This window comes from Methylomagnum sp. (assembly GCF_054333355.1).
Map to the genome: position 1 here is coordinate 1 of NZ_JBTEKS010000099.1, position 12,650 is coordinate 12,650.

At 61.5% G+C, this 12,650-nt stretch carries 18 protein-coding genes; 5 read left to right on the plus strand and 13 right to left on the minus strand.

Annotated features, from left to right (window positions below; translation table 11 throughout):
- The first annotated feature begins 111 nt into the window (after positions 1 to 111).
- The 3 genes from ACXWUF_RS09725 to ACXWUF_RS09735 all read left to right on the plus strand — a co-directional run bounded on the left by ACXWUF_RS09725 (position 112) and on the right by ACXWUF_RS09735 (position 2,250).
- Complete coding sequence (locus ACXWUF_RS09725; protein ID WP_458494474.1) at positions 112 to 1,299, plus strand: glycosyltransferase; 1,188 nt, start codon at positions 112 to 114, stop codon at positions 1,297 to 1,299.
- Between the two features lie 90 nt (positions 1,300 to 1,389).
- On the plus strand, positions 1,390 to 1,671 hold the full coding sequence (locus ACXWUF_RS09730; RefSeq protein WP_458494475.1) for a hypothetical protein: 282 nt from the start codon (positions 1,390 to 1,392) through the stop codon (positions 1,669 to 1,671).
- 3 nt (positions 1,672 to 1,674) lie between these two features.
- The gene (locus tag ACXWUF_RS09735) at positions 1,675 to 2,250 is read left to right on the plus strand and encodes a hypothetical protein (protein ID WP_458494476.1); all 576 of its coding nucleotides are present in this window, start codon (positions 1,675 to 1,677) and stop codon (positions 2,248 to 2,250) included.
- A gap of 84 nt (positions 2,251 to 2,334) precedes the next feature.
- On the opposite strand, the gene clpX is transcribed toward ACXWUF_RS09735, so the two are convergent.
- From clpX to ACXWUF_RS09790, 11 genes are all read right to left on the minus strand, one after another.
- The gene (clpX, locus tag ACXWUF_RS09740; RefSeq protein ID WP_458494477.1) at positions 2,335 to 3,675 is read right to left on the minus strand and encodes an ATP-dependent Clp protease ATP-binding subunit ClpX; all 1,341 of its coding nucleotides are present in this window, start codon (positions 3,673 to 3,675) and stop codon (positions 2,335 to 2,337) included.
- 209 nt (positions 3,676 to 3,884) lie between these two features.
- Complete coding sequence (nifM, locus tag ACXWUF_RS09745) at positions 3,885 to 4,733, minus strand: nitrogen fixation protein NifM (RefSeq protein WP_458494478.1); 849 nt, start codon at positions 4,731 to 4,733, stop codon at positions 3,885 to 3,887.
- A gap of 60 nt (positions 4,734 to 4,793) precedes the next feature.
- Complete coding sequence (locus tag ACXWUF_RS09750) at positions 4,794 to 5,321, minus strand: nitrogen fixation protein NifZ (protein ID WP_458494479.1); 528 nt, start codon at positions 5,319 to 5,321, stop codon at positions 4,794 to 4,796.
- 8 nt (positions 5,322 to 5,329) lie between these two features.
- A complete protein-coding gene (nifW, locus tag ACXWUF_RS09755; protein WP_458494480.1) occupies positions 5,330 to 5,707 on the minus strand; it encodes a nitrogenase-stabilizing/protective protein NifW in 378 nt (125 codons plus the stop codon).
- A gap of 164 nt (positions 5,708 to 5,871) precedes the next feature.
- Positions 5,872 to 6,369 carry a hypothetical protein gene (locus ACXWUF_RS09760; RefSeq protein ID WP_458503276.1) on the minus strand — a complete coding sequence of 166 codons (498 nt, stop codon included), beginning with the start codon at positions 6,367 to 6,369 and terminating at the stop codon, positions 5,872 to 5,874.
- A gap of 5 nt (positions 6,370 to 6,374) precedes the next feature.
- Entirely contained in the window at positions 6,375 to 7,127 is a 753-nt protein-coding gene (gene cysE / locus ACXWUF_RS09765) for a serine O-acetyltransferase (protein WP_458494482.1), read from the minus strand.
- 23 nt (positions 7,128 to 7,150) lie between these two features.
- Positions 7,151 to 7,318, minus strand: coding sequence for a hypothetical protein (locus ACXWUF_RS09770; RefSeq protein WP_458494483.1), 168 nt, complete (start codon positions 7,316 to 7,318; stop codon positions 7,151 to 7,153).
- Positions 7,319 to 7,320: 2 nt separating this feature from the next.
- Positions 7,321 to 8,484 carry a homocitrate synthase gene (gene nifV / locus ACXWUF_RS09775; protein ID WP_458494484.1) on the minus strand — a complete coding sequence of 388 codons (1,164 nt, stop codon included), beginning with the start codon at positions 8,482 to 8,484 and terminating at the stop codon, positions 7,321 to 7,323.
- A gap of 120 nt (positions 8,485 to 8,604) precedes the next feature.
- Positions 8,605 to 9,813: a cysteine desulfurase NifS gene (nifS, locus tag ACXWUF_RS09780; RefSeq protein WP_458494485.1), complete on the minus strand. Its 1,209-nt coding sequence runs from the start codon at positions 9,811 to 9,813 to the stop codon at positions 8,605 to 8,607.
- Positions 9,806 to 10,768, minus strand: coding sequence for a Fe-S cluster assembly protein NifU (gene nifU, locus ACXWUF_RS09785; RefSeq protein WP_458494486.1), 963 nt, complete (start codon positions 10,766 to 10,768; stop codon positions 9,806 to 9,808). The genes nifS and nifU overlap by 8 nt, the downstream gene beginning before the upstream one ends.
- Positions 10,769 to 10,794: 26 nt before the next feature.
- Positions 10,795 to 11,118: a HesB/IscA family protein gene (locus ACXWUF_RS09790; RefSeq protein WP_458494487.1), complete on the minus strand. Its 324-nt coding sequence runs from the start codon at positions 11,116 to 11,118 to the stop codon at positions 10,795 to 10,797.
- Between the two features lie 272 nt (positions 11,119 to 11,390).
- Here ACXWUF_RS09790 and ACXWUF_RS09795 point away from each other — a divergent pair, with 272 nt between their 5' ends.
- Together ACXWUF_RS09795 and ACXWUF_RS09800 are read left to right on the plus strand one after the other, a co-directional pair.
- The gene (locus ACXWUF_RS09795) at positions 11,391 to 11,738 is read left to right on the plus strand and encodes a type II toxin-antitoxin system RelE/ParE family toxin (RefSeq protein WP_458494488.1); all 348 of its coding nucleotides are present in this window, start codon (positions 11,391 to 11,393) and stop codon (positions 11,736 to 11,738) included.
- 17 nt (positions 11,739 to 11,755) lie between these two features.
- On the plus strand, positions 11,756 to 12,070 hold the full coding sequence (locus ACXWUF_RS09800) for a helix-turn-helix domain-containing protein (RefSeq protein WP_458494489.1): 315 nt from the start codon (positions 11,756 to 11,758) through the stop codon (positions 12,068 to 12,070).
- On the opposite strand, the gene ACXWUF_RS09805 is transcribed toward ACXWUF_RS09800, so the two are convergent.
- Positions 12,048 to 12,374, minus strand: coding sequence for a type II toxin-antitoxin system PemK/MazF family toxin (locus ACXWUF_RS09805; protein WP_458494490.1), 327 nt, complete (start codon positions 12,372 to 12,374; stop codon positions 12,048 to 12,050). The genes ACXWUF_RS09800 and ACXWUF_RS09805 overlap by 23 nt on opposite strands.
- Entirely contained in the window at positions 12,352 to 12,540 is a 189-nt protein-coding gene (locus ACXWUF_RS09810) for a hypothetical protein (RefSeq protein ID WP_458494491.1), read from the minus strand. The genes ACXWUF_RS09805 and ACXWUF_RS09810 overlap by 23 nt, the downstream gene beginning before the upstream one ends.
- Between the last annotated feature and the right edge of the window lie 110 nt (positions 12,541 to 12,650).

Consider the following 12,650-nt stretch of genomic DNA (forward strand, 5'->3'; position numbering starts at 1 on the left):
GTCGCGCTTTGGTTGTACGAACGGCTACCGATATACCCACCCCGGCGTTCGGCGTAAAAAAACCGCCATGGTTTACATCCACTTTCTGGACGGAATTCACGGACGACAATAATGAAAGTATTGATGACCACGGACGCGGTCAGCGGGATCTGGCAGTACACCATGGAACTGGCGCGGGGGTTGCTCCCCTATGGGGTGGAAATCGCCCTGGTCGTGCCGGGTGTGCCGATGACCGACGGACAACGGGCGGAAGCCTACTCACTGCCGAACATTGAGTTATTTGAAAGCCCCTACCAATTGGTGTGGATGGACGATCCCTGGCGGGACGTGCCGGAGTCCGGCGAGTGGCTATTGAACCTGGCCTGCCGCTGGAAGCCGGAGCTGGTCCATCTCAACGATTATCCCCACGGCGCCTTGCCCTGGCAGGTGCCGGTGCTGATGGTGGCGCATTTCTGCGTGCTGTCCTGGTGGCAGGCGGCGCGCCACCAGCGTCCCCCCGCCGCCTGGAAGGATTACCGGGACACTGTGGCGCGGGGGCTGGCCGGGGCCGGACGGGTGGTGGTGCCCACCGCCACCATGCTGGAGTCCCTGCGCCGCTTCTGCGAACCCCTGCCGCCCACCTGCTGCATTCCCTGCGGACGCCGCCCCGCCTTGATCGAAACGCCCAGCAAAGAGCCATTCATCCTCGCCACCGGACGGGTCGGGGACGAGGCCCGGAATATTCCCCTGTTGGCGCGATCCGCCCTGGGGATGCCCTGGCCGGTGTGCATCGCCGGGGAAACCCAGGGCCAGGCACCGGAATTCGCCAATGTGCATTGGTTGGGCAGCTTGGCCCCGGCGGAACTGGCGGATTGGCGGACCCGCGCCGCCATTTATGCCTTGCCCGCCCGTTGCGAACCCTTCGGCCTCTCGGTGCTGGAAGCCGCCCTGGCCGGTTGCGCCTTGGTGCTGGGCGATATTCCCAGTCTGCGCGAGGTGTGGGGCGAGGCCGCCTTGTACGTCAACCCCGACGATGGCCGGGGATTGCGTGCCGTGGTGCGGGCCTTGGCGTCCGACGCCGCCCTGCGCTTGGATTACGCCGAGCGGGCGCGGGTCAGGGCGGCCCGGTTCACGCCCCAGGACATGGCGGCGGGTTATTGGAAGGCTTATACGGAACTGGCCGGTCCCGAACCCTACCCCTACCCTATGGAAGCCACCCCGATGCCGCCCACCGTCTGGCGGCCGGGCGGGAAGGGCGCGCCTTCATCGGATGCGTTGCGGGAGATTTTGGATTGGGTGACGGAATCAGAGGATGGTTGATAGCTTTGTACAGTCATGGAAGCGCCGGGGCGCAAGACCCTGCACCCCGAATCTATTAGCAAACCCAAACGTATTCAGGAGGAATTGCCAATGAGCCATGAGTCGAAAAAGACCACCGACCACGAGCAAATCCGCCGCTGGGTGGACGCCCGCGAGGGCTGGCCCGCCACGGTTAAGGGCACCACCGGCAAGGACCAGTCGCCCGGCGTGCTGCGCATCGGTTTCACCCAGGGCAAGGAAGGCTCGTTGGAGCGGATTTCCTGGGAAACCTTCTTCGAAAAATTCGAGCAGCAACGGCTGGCGTTTCTTTGCCAGGACCAGACCCAGAGCGGTGAGATCAGCCGGTTCTTCAAGTTCGTGCGGCGGGATTAGGCGATGGCACGAACCCGCACCAGCGCCCGGCGTTCCCGCAAAGTAACCGGCAGTCAGGGCATCGCCGAGGAGCAGTTCTTTTACTTTTTCCTGCAATTGCGGAAGAGTGAGATACGGCGGATGGTGCAGTGCGCGCAAGCGCTTTACCCGGACGAACCGCCCGAGCGTCTGGCCCGCCGCCTCATCAATACCCAATGCGCCCTGTCCTTGATCGGCGGGGCGCTCCTGCATTTGCCGCAACGGGTGCCGATGGCTGGGAACGCCTTGAAAATCCTGGGGTTCGCGGGCGGGACATCGGTCATGAGCCGTTTGCACCTATACCTGATCCTGGAAATCGCCTTGCTGTACGGCCACGACATCGACCACGAAGCCAGGGTGCCCGAGATGCTGTCGGTGCTGGCGGCCTCCGGGTTGGCCGGTGCCGTGCCCTTGCTGGTGGACGTGCTGGACTGGCACCCCGCCGCCGCGATTCCCCTATCCGGCTTGACCGCCGCCGCCATCACGCGCTTGGTGGGGGAGGGGGCGCTTAGGTTTTACCGGGCGCAAAGTGAAAAAGTGGTGGAGACCGTCGCGATATAGGATTCGCTGGTTCCCAGGCCCCGGCTTCTCAGGTAAAGAATAACGATGCGGTTCCCCCCATCACCGCATCTGGCTTTCTGATACCTACCCGGCCTGAGCCTGCCGAACCTCTTCCACCTCACCCGAGGCTTCGGCGGTGCGTTCCACCAGTTGCTCCAAGCCCACCGGCACGGTCTTGACCTCCGAAGCCCCGTCGATCACATCCTCATCCACGACGCACTTCTGCACATCCGACAGCGACGGAATCTCGAACATCGGCTTCCGCAGCACATGCTCCAAGATGCTGCGAAGGCCACGGGCGCCGGTGTCGCGCTCGATGGCCTTGCGGGCCACCCGCTCCAACGCGCCCTGGGTGAATTCCAGGTCAACATTCTCGTAGGCGAACAGCTTCTGGTACTGGCGCACCAGGGCGTTCTTCGGCTCGGTCAGGATGCGGATCAACGCTTCCTCATCCAAGGGCTCCAGCGGGGCCAGCACCGGGAAGCGGCCAATGAACTCAGGGATCAGGCCGAACTGGCGCAAATCGTTGGGCTGGGTTTCGTTGAGCAATTCGTCCAACGCGGGTTTGTGGCTGGTGTCCACCGGCGCGGCGTGGAAGCCGATGCCGGTCTTGCTCGGCAGCAGCCGCTTCTCGACATGCTTTTCCAGCCCAGGAAACGCCCCGCCCGCCACGAACAGGATATTGCGGGTATCAATGATGACTTCCTCGGCGTTGCCCTCGCGGCGCTTGCCCTTCTGCGACACCTTCACCTGGGCGCCCTCGACCAGCCGCAACAGGGCTTGCTGCACACCCTCGCCGGAAATATCGCGGGTGTTGGTCGCCATTTCCGGGCTGCGGGCCAGCTTGTCCACCTCGTCGATATAGACGATGCCCCACTCGGCGCGGCCCACGTTGCCTTCCGCCACGTCCAGCAGCCGGGCCAGGATGTGTTCCACGTCGTCGCCCACATAGCCCGCCTGGGTCAGCGTCGTGGCGTCGGCCACCACGAAGGGCACGCCGACAATCCGGGCCAGGGTGGAAGCCAGCAGGGTTTTACCCGTGCCGGTCGGCCCGACCAGCAAAATGTTGGATTTACCCAGCTCGACCTCCGTGTGCATGTGGCTGAAACCGGCGTCGCCGCTTTCGTGCTTGAGGCGCTTGTAGTGGTTGTAGACCGCCACCGCCAGGATTTCCTTGGCGAGGTGCTGCCCGACCACGTAGCCGTCGAGGATTTCCTTGATCTTCGCGGGCTTGGGGATGGGTCCGTGCAATTCGTTGAGGATGCGCTTGCGCCCCCAGTTGGTCACGACCTGGTCGGCCAGCTTGACGCAGGCTTCGCAAATGGAGCCTTCGGCCCCGGCAATCAACGGCGTGGCGATGCTCTGTTCGACGCCGCAGAAGGAACAATGGGCGAGGCTGATTGGCCCTTGCGTTTTGTCGTTCATGGTTTGGCGCTCCTGGGGTGGTGGTGAGTAATTTCTTGCGTAGGGTGGGTTAGGCGCACGCCAAGGGAGGTTTGATAATGCCCGGCGGACTGCCGTGCGCCGTAACCCACCATGCTCACGCGGTGGGTTACGGCGCACGGTGACGACAACGGTAAATTCGAGCTTCCCGCAGTGTGCGCCTAACCCACCCTATATGGTTTTATTCGTTGTTATTCCAAACCCGCAATCCATTCCCGCCGCCGGTTCTCCCGCATCCGCTCGCGCAGCACCTTGCGGATGTGCGGCGTGGCTTTTTTCAGGGAGATGGTTTCCGGCGGGTGGATGGCTTTACATAGGATGAGGTGGAAACCTACTTCCGATTCCACCGGCTCGCTAAGCTGCCCTGCGTTCAATTCGAACAGCACGGCATCCAGCGACGGGAAAAGTTGGCCCCGCCGCACCAGGCCGATGCGTCCGCCGCGCATGGCGGTGGGGCATTCGGAATTCCTTTGGGCCAATTCCTCGAACAGCTTGGGTTTTTCCGTCAGCCGGGCCGCCAGCTTTTGGATTCGTTCCAGGGCGCGTGGGCGGGAGTTTTCCGGGAAATCGTCGTTGATACTGATGAGGATATGGAACGCCTCACGCCGCTCGGGCTGCTGGAAGCTCTCGAAATGGGTGTGGTAATAGATGCCGATTTCGGCCTCGCCGATATCCATGCGGTCCACGCCGGCGACCACCCGGTCGAGGATGGTGTTGACCCGGCATTGCCGCTCCAGCGCCCGGCGCAAGACGATTTCGTCCAGGTCGTTGGCGTCCATCGCATTGTGGAAGGCTTCCTCGTCGGCATAGCGCGAGCGGATTTCCGCCACGGCGCGTTCCACTTCCTCTTCCGGCACCACCACGCCCACGGCCTCCTTGGCATTGAGAATGCGCGTTTCGATAGCGTATTCCCGCTCGGCCTGCGCGGCGGCCTTGTCTTTTTCCTCGGGGGTAAGTTCAAAGGGCGGTTTGCCAAATAATTCCAAAGCCGCCCGCAGGCGGATGAAGGAGAGTTCTGGCGGGTTGGCCGTGATACTCATCGGGATACCTAAATTCACTAGGGCAAACCGACTCGGTTTTTAAAACCGAGTCGGTATTGGTCAATGTTCATCGGCGGAAGCTTCTTCCCGCGCCGAAAGCAGCGAACTCTCCGGCACCAGCAAGGTTCGACCGGGAAACCGGACATGGTAATAAACCTGATCGGGGGCGTAGTCGCGCAGCACCTTGAGGATTTCGCCATCCGCGCCCAACTCGGCGATGATTTCGCCTTCCACGGCCAGCTTGAGCTTGCTTTTCACCTTGTCGCGGAATTCAAAGCGGCTAGGCGCCCAGGGCGCGTCGGCGGCGATAAGCTCCTCCTGCCGACAGCCGACCATCTTTTGCTCATTCAGGAAATGCACCGAGTAGATGACTTGGTCCTGAAGGAAGGTGCCGACGTTCATGACGTAGCCGACACTGCCGCGCCGCACCAGGAACGCCCCAACTTCCAGGCCGGGATAAGTGCCATCGTTGCGGACGTTGCGGATCACCCGGACTTGGTCGCCATAGTCATAGCGCTGCGGGCGCTCGTCCTCGCCCTCATCGTCGTCCATGTAAGGCTCGCGGTCTTCGTCGTCTTCCATCGCCATGGCGGCACCTACTTAGGATTAAGCAGACCTTCGATAGGCACGAAGGTGGTTTGCGGTTCGGGCGGCGGTGGCGGGTTAAGCAGCGAATCGACCGACACGAAGGTTTCCTGCGGCTCGTGCATGTGGAACACCTTGAACACTTTCTCGGTCAGCGCGTCGGATTCCACAAAGTCTTGATACGCCCGTTGCAGCAAGGTTTTGTAGACGGCCCGCTTGGCCTCCTCATCCTCCGGCATCGCTTCGGCGCCCTTGGTCAGGTATTCGTTATAGCGTTGCAGGATATGCAGCCGGTTCACATGGACCACGGACGGGTCGTATTCCAGCGCGAAATAGTTGAGAAAATCCTCGGCGGATTCCAGGTCTTCCAGGTCTTCTACAAAGCTCATGGGATATTCCTCATTGATATTTCACACATTGGCTAATTTTCCGTAGGTCGGGCTTCAGCCCAATCCTCGCTGTCTGTAGGTTGGGCTTCAGCCCAACCCCCATCACCATAGCGTCGGGCTAAAGCCCGACCTACGGCCCGATCCGCATCGCCGTAAAGTCGGGCTTACTCCACAATCTCCAACCCCGGCTCCACCACATCCAATATTTGCTGGGCGCCCAGCCGGTTGTTGCTGTCCAGAGAAATCAGCTTCCGCAGCATTGCCTTGCCCTCCTCTTTCTCGCCCATCCGCAGCTTCACGAAGGCGGCGGCTTTCAGGCACAGCAGGTGAAAGCGCAGCAGCACCATGGAGTTTACCGCCGCCGTGGCGATGTGGCTCTCCTGCAAATCGCGCCAATCGGTCGGCAAGGCCAAATCGCGGGAGGTGATCGCCAGCGCCTTTTCGGCGATGGCTAGCGTCTCGCCCAAGCGGTGCTGGTAGTAATAGAAGCGATAAAGGCCCACCAGCACGGTCAGGGATTCCGGCGCCAGTTTCCACGCTTCCAGCAAGGGAGCTTCCGCCGTGCCCTCGCCGTAACCCTCGGAGGCTCTAGCAATCAAGGCCGTCACCTCTGGGTCCAGCGGCTCGTCGAAATAAAGCTCCTGCCCTTCAAACTCCATCAAGTCCATTACGCCGCCACCTCGCCTTTGGCGTGGTCGTGGCAGGTGCCCTCGGCCTCGCACTCGGCGCAGCTATTGGCCGCCACCATCGGTTTAATCTCGACCTTCTTCTGCTTGGCCTGTTGCCGCTCCATTTTATCCAGCCGCTCCACCAGACAATGCAGCGCCTTGCCCACCGGGTCGGGAATCAAATGGTGGTCCAGGTCGATGCCGGTCGGGTGCTGAATCTTCACGCCCTTGCGGTGAACGATGCGGCCCGGAATGCCAACCACGGTGCAGCAGGCCGGAACATTCTTATTCACCACCGAATTCGCGCCGACCCGGACGCTATCGCCCAGCGTAATCGGCCCGAGAATCTTGGCGCCCGCGCCGATCAACACGCCATTGCCCAGGGTCGGATGGCGCTTCTCTTTATTCCAGGACGTACCGCCCAGGGTCACGCCGTGATAGAGGGTGCAATCGTCGCCGACTTCGGCGGTCTCGCCGATGACGACGCCCGCGCCATGGTCGATGAAGAAGCGTCGGCCAATCTTGGCACCGGGATGGATGTCCACGTTGGTCAGCCAGCGGCACACGGCGGACAGCCAGCGGGCGGTGAATTTCCAGCCAGCGTTCCACAGCTTGTGGCTGACCCGATGGAGCAGCACGGCATGGACGCCCGGATAGGTGAGCAGGATTTCCGCCACGCTGCGGGCGGCGGGGTCACGGGCGAAGACGCAGGTCACGTCCTCGCGCATTCGGGCCAGTAAGGGCTGATCCATTTGAGCGCTACCCACGAATAGGCTTACCACGGCGCGGCGCTCCAGGCGGTTTTCCCCGGAATCGGCGGGCGCGGCACGAAGAAGAACGGCACGGCGTCGGATTCCGGCTTGGCTTGGCTGGCTTCCACCGGACGAGGTTGAGACAGCGGGGCCGGTTGGATGGCGGTTTCAGCGGTTGATTCGTGATTCATGGTCAGTTACCTCCCGTTAGGGGTTGGCAGAATCCCTCGCCTGCTTGCAGGCGACGGTGAAAAGCGTGCAATTCCAGCGCTTCCGGCGCCCGCTTGTGGCGGGCCGCGAATTGGCGAATCGGCCCGAGCAGCGCATTGGCGTCGCCACGACCCAGGTCGATGCCGAGTTGCGAGTAAGCATCCACCACCGCGCTGGTGCCGGAATGCTTGCCGAGAATGAACTGATGGCGGCGTCCGACGATGGCCGGATCAACGCCCTGATAATTGGCCGGGTCTTTCATCAAGCCATCGACGTGAATCCCAGCTTCATGACTGAACACCCGCTTGCCCACCAGGCTTTTGCGCCAGCCCACCGGCTCGCCGGAAGCGCGTTCGACGCGGGCGGACAGCTCGGGAAAGTCCCGCAAATCCACGCCGGTCTCAATGCCGTACAACTGCCGCAGAGCCACCACGACTTCCTCCAGCGCGGCGTTACCGGCCCGCTCGCCCAGCCCATTCACCGTGGTGTTCAGGTGGGTCGCGCCGCCCATGGCCGCCGCCAAGGTGTTAGCCGTGGCGAGACCCAAATCGTCATGGGCGTGCATTTCAATATCGAGATCGGTGTGGGCACGTAAGCGGCGGATGGTGTCCAGCACCCCGAACGGCTCCATGATGCCCACCGTGTCGGCGTAGCGAATCCGCACCGCTCCGGCCTGTTGGGCGGCGTCGGCCACCCGCAGCAGAAAATCGCGGTCGGCGCGGGAGGCGTCCTCCATGCCGACGCAGACGGTCAGGCCCAAATCCCCCGCTTCCCGGACCAGTTGGCCGATGTTCTCAAGCACCCATGCCGGCTCGCGGTTGAGCTTGCGGCGGATTTGCTGGCGAGAGACCGGAATCGACAGGTCGGCGAAATCCACACCCAGTCCCAGACATTCCCGGATGTCCTCACGGCGCATCCGCGCCCAGACCAACAGCTTCGCCTTGAGTCCGAGGCTGGCCAGGGTTCTGATTTCCTCCCGCTCCTTCGCGCCCATCGCCGGGATGCCGATTTCCAGTTCCGGCACACCGAGTGCGTCCAGCCGCCGGGCGATGTCGATCTTCTCGTCGAGGGAGAAGGCGACCCCGGCGGATTGCTCGCCGTCGCGGAGGGTGGTGTCGTCGATGGTGATGGTGCGGGTGGGGTTCATGGGGGCTTCAAATCACAGGAATATTCTCGTTCGGGCTTGTAGGTCAGGCTTTAGCCTGACCCACGTTGCCTGGAAGGATGGGCTAAAGCCCAACCTACAGATAGGCGACCCGGCAGATTGTTAGGCATACACTGGCGCAAACGCCTTCTCAGGCTCAGTCACCGGCCCGTTCTCGCCCCAATACGGCGAGAGCTTCCGCAACTGCGCGACGATGGGCGGCACCGTTTCAATCACCCGGTCGATTTCCGCCTGGGTGTTGTAGCGCGACAGGGAGAACCGGATCGTGCCGTGCGCGGCGGTGTAAGGAATGTCCATGGCCCGCATGACATGGGAGGGTTCCAGCGAACCCGAGGTACACGCCGAACCAGACGACGCGGCTATCCCCGCCTTGTTCAGCAGCATCAGAATTCCCTCGCCCTCGATGTATTCGAACGCGATGTTGGCGGTATTCGGCAAGCGGTTGTCCGGGTCGCCGGTGACGAAGCAATTCGGCACCTGGGCCAAAATGCCCGCTTCCAGCCGGTCACGCAGCGCCTTGACCTCGCGGTTCTCGAACTCGATGTGTTCCATCGCGATTTCGCAAGCCTTGCCCAAACCCACCACGGAGGCGGCGTTTTCGGTGCCCGCCCGGCGACCGCGCTCCTGATGACCACCGCGCAGCAAGGGGCGGAAACGGACGCCGCGCCGCAGGTACAGCACGCCGATACCCTTGGGCGCGTGCAGCTTGTGGCCGGAGACGGACAGCATGTCGATCTTGCTGTTCTTGAGGTTGATCGGCACTTTGCCGACGGCTTGCATGGCGTCGGTGTGGAATTGCACGCCGACCGAGTGGGCCATTTCGGCCATCTCTTCCACCGGGAACAGGGTGCCGGTTTCGTTGTTGGCCCACATCACCGAAACGATGGCGACGCTGGGGGTCAACAGGGTCCGGTATTCCTCCATATCCAAGCGGCCCTTGCCGTCCACCTTCAAGCGGTGGATGGTGTAGCCCTCTTTCTCAAGCTGGGCGCAGAGGGCCAGCACCGCCGGATGTTCCACCACGGTGGTTATGATTTCCTTGCGGTTCGGGAAGCATTTCAGCGCCGACAAAATGGCGGTGTTGTCGGATTCCGTGCCACAGGAGGTGAGCACGATTTCGGAATCATGCTCGGCGCCCAAGAGCACCTGTATCTGCTTACGGGCCTTGCTCAGCGCACGGCCCACGCCCGACCCGAAGCTGTGGATGGAAGACGGGTTGCCGAACTGCTCCAGGAAGAACGGGAGCATGGCTTCGACGACCTTGGGATCACAGGCGGTGGTCGCGTTGTTATCCAGGTAGATGTCAGCCATGGGCGGCCACCTTAACCAGTTGGTCCTGCGGCATTTTATCGGCGGGAATCACGCGGATGAATTCGCCCAGCTCTTCCATCAAGCGCTGCTGAATGCCGCCGATGGTCATGGTGGCCATGCCGCAGCCGGAGCAAGCGCCGATCATCTTGATGTAAACGATGTTGCCGTCCACCTCGACCAGTTCGGCGTCGCCGCCGTCCATACGCAGGTTGGGCCGGATGGATTCGATGACGGCCTCGATGCGGCGGATGCGTTGCACGGTGGTCAAGCCGCCCTTCTTGGCAGGCTCGGCGGTGGCAGCGAGGGGCAGTTGGTCCGGGGTGACAACGGGCGCGGGGGCCGGTTCTTCGGCTTTCGACACGGCTTCCGGGTCGAAGGCAATGCCCTGTTCGGCCAGCACCTTGGTCAGCACTTCTTCGATGCCTTCATGGCACGCCGCGCAGCCGCCGCCGGCCTTGGTGTAGAAGGTCACGTCCTGCACGGTGCGGAGGTTGTTGGCGCGGATGGTGTCCTCAATCATCACGGCGTCCACGGCGAAGCATTTGCAGATCAACGCACCTTCTTCGTGGTCGTCCTTCCACTCGACGCCGCGATAGTTGGCGACGGCGGCTTGCAGCGCCTCGCGGCCCATCACCGAGCAGTGCATCTTTTCCGGCGGCAGGCCGTCGAGGTAATCGGCGATGTCCTGGTTGCTGACTTTGAGCGCTTCGTCGAGGGTCATGCCTTTGACGATTTCGGTCAGCGCCGACGAGGAGGCGATGGCGGAGCCGCAGCCGAAGGTCTGGAAGGTGGCGTCTTCGATCACCTCGGTTTCCGGGTTGACCTTGATGGAGAGGCGCAGCGCGTCGCCGCAGTTGATGGAGCCGACGTCACCAACGCCGTTGGCGGCTTCCAGCACGCCGACGTTGCGGGGTGCGTAGAAGTGTTCTTTAACTTTTTCGGAGTAATCCCACATGGCTGATTTCCTCGTGGTGTCGGTGATTAAGCGGAGAAGGAGCTGCCGCAGGAGCAGGCGCTCTTGGCGTTCGGGTTGGTGAACTTGAAGCCGGAGCCGTCGAGGCTGTCCACGAAGTCGATGGTGGCCCCGGAGATCATCGGCATACTGGCCGGGTCGATGAAGACTTTTACGTCGCCGTATTCGACGACGGTGTCATCGGAGGCGGCGGTGGGTTCAAGCTTCAAGCCATATTGGAAGCCGGAGCAGCCGCCGCCGGTGACTTGGATGCGGAGTCCCTGGGCGGCTCCTTCGGAACCGCTGATGAATCGGTTTACGGCTTTGATGGCGCTGTCGGTCAAGGTAACCATTGAATTATCTCCTGTGGTGGGTGGGCGTGTTCTTTACGGAGACCTATCGCAACCCTTGTGCCATTTTGGTTCAATGGATTTAAGTGGCTGAAATTACAGGAAAATATTTTTTAAATCCGCACGAATTGAGGGGGCGGGATGGCGACAAAGGCGGGAGGGGGTTGTCGGGTTTGCGACAAAGGTGGGGATATATAAAGAAGAGGCTCGCTCCCACTCGTCGAGTGAGGGCAAGCGAGTATCCCGGCACGGCGTCAATGGCGTATATTCCCAGCATGAAAACCAAACCTTTAACCGTGGTCGAAACCCCCACCTACCTGCGGCAAGTGGCCGGAATCTGGTCGGATGAAGAACGGGCGGCATTCCTGGATTTCATCGCTAGAAACCCCGACGCAGGCGACGCGATACCGGAGACCGGGGGCGTGCGGAAAGTGCGCTGGGGTCGAGCGGGTAGCGGCAAACGGGGCGGGGTTCGGGTGATCTATTTCTTTTTTCACAGCAACGCGCCGCTCTATCTGCTCATGGCTTACGCCAAGTCGCGGAGCGAAAACCTTTCCCCCGAGGAAAAACGCTTAGCGCGTGACATCACGGCGGCACTGAAACATACGCACCGATCAGGCTGATCTATTTGGAGAAACCGATGAGCACCTTTGGCAAAGAACTGATTGAAAGTTTGAACGAGGCAAAAGCCTATGCGGAAGGCACTAGCACGGAAGCGAAAGTCCATGTGATCGAAGTACCCGATGTGCGGGGAATCCGTCAGCGTCTCGGCTTGTCGCAGCAGGAGTTTTCCAGCGCCTACCGCATTCCGCTGGCAACCCTGAAGAACTGGGAACAAGGCCGACGCCAGCCGGACGCGCCAGCGGCGGCGTATTTACAGGTTATTGACCGGAGACCGCAGGAAATCCGCGAGGCCTTGGCGGTGAACGGCGTCAGGTATAAGGCACCAGTTTAAATAGGCTAACCAGTTTGGCTTTTACCTGTTGGAATTCATCCGCCGTTAATGCGCCTAGCCTTCTTTCCAAACGAGCGAGGGGGATTGATTGAATTTGTTGCAAATGGAATGCGCCGACTTTTAAGAATGGCTTGGGAATCGGTAATTCCCAGCGATTATCACGAATAGCCGTTGTGTGAGGGATTATCACCGCCAACGCAAGTTCATTATCTGCGGGATACTCGCTCAGAATCAGGCAGGGGCGTATTTTGGCGGCTAAGCCAAGATCGACCAGCGACACCTCATCGGGCTTGAACTTGCTCATCTTCCGCCTCTAAAGCATCCAGCATTAAAAAACATTCGTCGGCGTTGCGGTTGTGATCTGCCAATAATTCAGCATCCTGCTCCAATTCCAGAAGATACCCCATAATGGCACGACGGTCTTGATGGGATAGGCGGGGAAGCTCGGCGAGTATTTCGGCTTTGCTCATGGGAATTCTCCTAAAAGCTATCTGATCGTTCCCACGCGGCGCGTGGGAATGCCGTCGGCCCGCGCGGCGGGCCGTGGCGGTGGCTAGCCGGCACAGCGCACCGGGAATGC

What these genes read in the sequence shown, in the direction of transcription:
- ACXWUF_RS09725 (WP_458494474.1), top strand. Translation starts at nt 112, where the DNA reads ATGAAAGTATTGATGACCACGGACGCGGTCAGCGGGATCTGGCAGTAC.
- ACXWUF_RS09730 (WP_458494475.1), top strand. Translation starts at nt 1,390, where the DNA reads ATGAGCCATGAGTCGAAAAAGACCACCGACCACGAGCAAATCCGCCGC.
- ACXWUF_RS09735 (WP_458494476.1), top strand. Translation starts at nt 1,675, where the DNA reads ATGGCACGAACCCGCACCAGCGCCCGGCGTTCCCGCAAAGTAACCGGC.
- clpX (WP_458494477.1), bottom strand. Translation starts at nt 3,675, where the DNA reads ATGAACGACAAAACGCAAGGGCCAATCAGCCTCGCCCATTGTTCCTTC.
- nifM (WP_458494478.1), bottom strand. Translation starts at nt 4,733, where the DNA reads ATGAGTATCACGGCCAACCCGCCAGAACTCTCCTTCATCCGCCTGCGG.
- ACXWUF_RS09750 (WP_458494479.1), bottom strand. Translation starts at nt 5,321, where the DNA reads ATGGCGATGGAAGACGACGAAGACCGCGAGCCTTACATGGACGACGAT.
- nifW (WP_458494480.1), bottom strand. Translation starts at nt 5,707, where the DNA reads ATGAGCTTTGTAGAAGACCTGGAAGACCTGGAATCCGCCGAGGATTTT.
- cysE (WP_458494482.1), bottom strand. Translation starts at nt 7,127, where the DNA reads ATGGATCAGCCCTTACTGGCCCGAATGCGCGAGGACGTGACCTGCGTC.
- ACXWUF_RS09770 (WP_458494483.1), bottom strand. Translation starts at nt 7,318, where the DNA reads ATGAATCACGAATCAACCGCTGAAACCGCCATCCAACCGGCCCCGCTG.
- nifV (WP_458494484.1), bottom strand. Translation starts at nt 8,484, where the DNA reads ATGAACCCCACCCGCACCATCACCATCGACGACACCACCCTCCGCGAC.
- nifS (WP_458494485.1), bottom strand. Translation starts at nt 9,813, where the DNA reads ATGGCTGACATCTACCTGGATAACAACGCGACCACCGCCTGTGATCCC.
- nifU (WP_458494486.1), bottom strand. Translation starts at nt 10,768, where the DNA reads ATGTGGGATTACTCCGAAAAAGTTAAAGAACACTTCTACGCACCCCGC.
- ACXWUF_RS09790 (WP_458494487.1), bottom strand. Translation starts at nt 11,118, where the DNA reads ATGGTTACCTTGACCGACAGCGCCATCAAAGCCGTAAACCGATTCATC.
- ACXWUF_RS09795 (WP_458494488.1), top strand. Translation starts at nt 11,391, where the DNA reads ATGAAAACCAAACCTTTAACCGTGGTCGAAACCCCCACCTACCTGCGG.
- ACXWUF_RS09800 (WP_458494489.1), top strand. Translation starts at nt 11,756, where the DNA reads ATGAGCACCTTTGGCAAAGAACTGATTGAAAGTTTGAACGAGGCAAAA.
- ACXWUF_RS09805 (WP_458494490.1), bottom strand. Translation starts at nt 12,374, where the DNA reads ATGAGCAAGTTCAAGCCCGATGAGGTGTCGCTGGTCGATCTTGGCTTA.
- ACXWUF_RS09810 (WP_458494491.1), bottom strand. Translation starts at nt 12,540, where the DNA reads ATGAGCAAAGCCGAAATACTCGCCGAGCTTCCCCGCCTATCCCATCAA.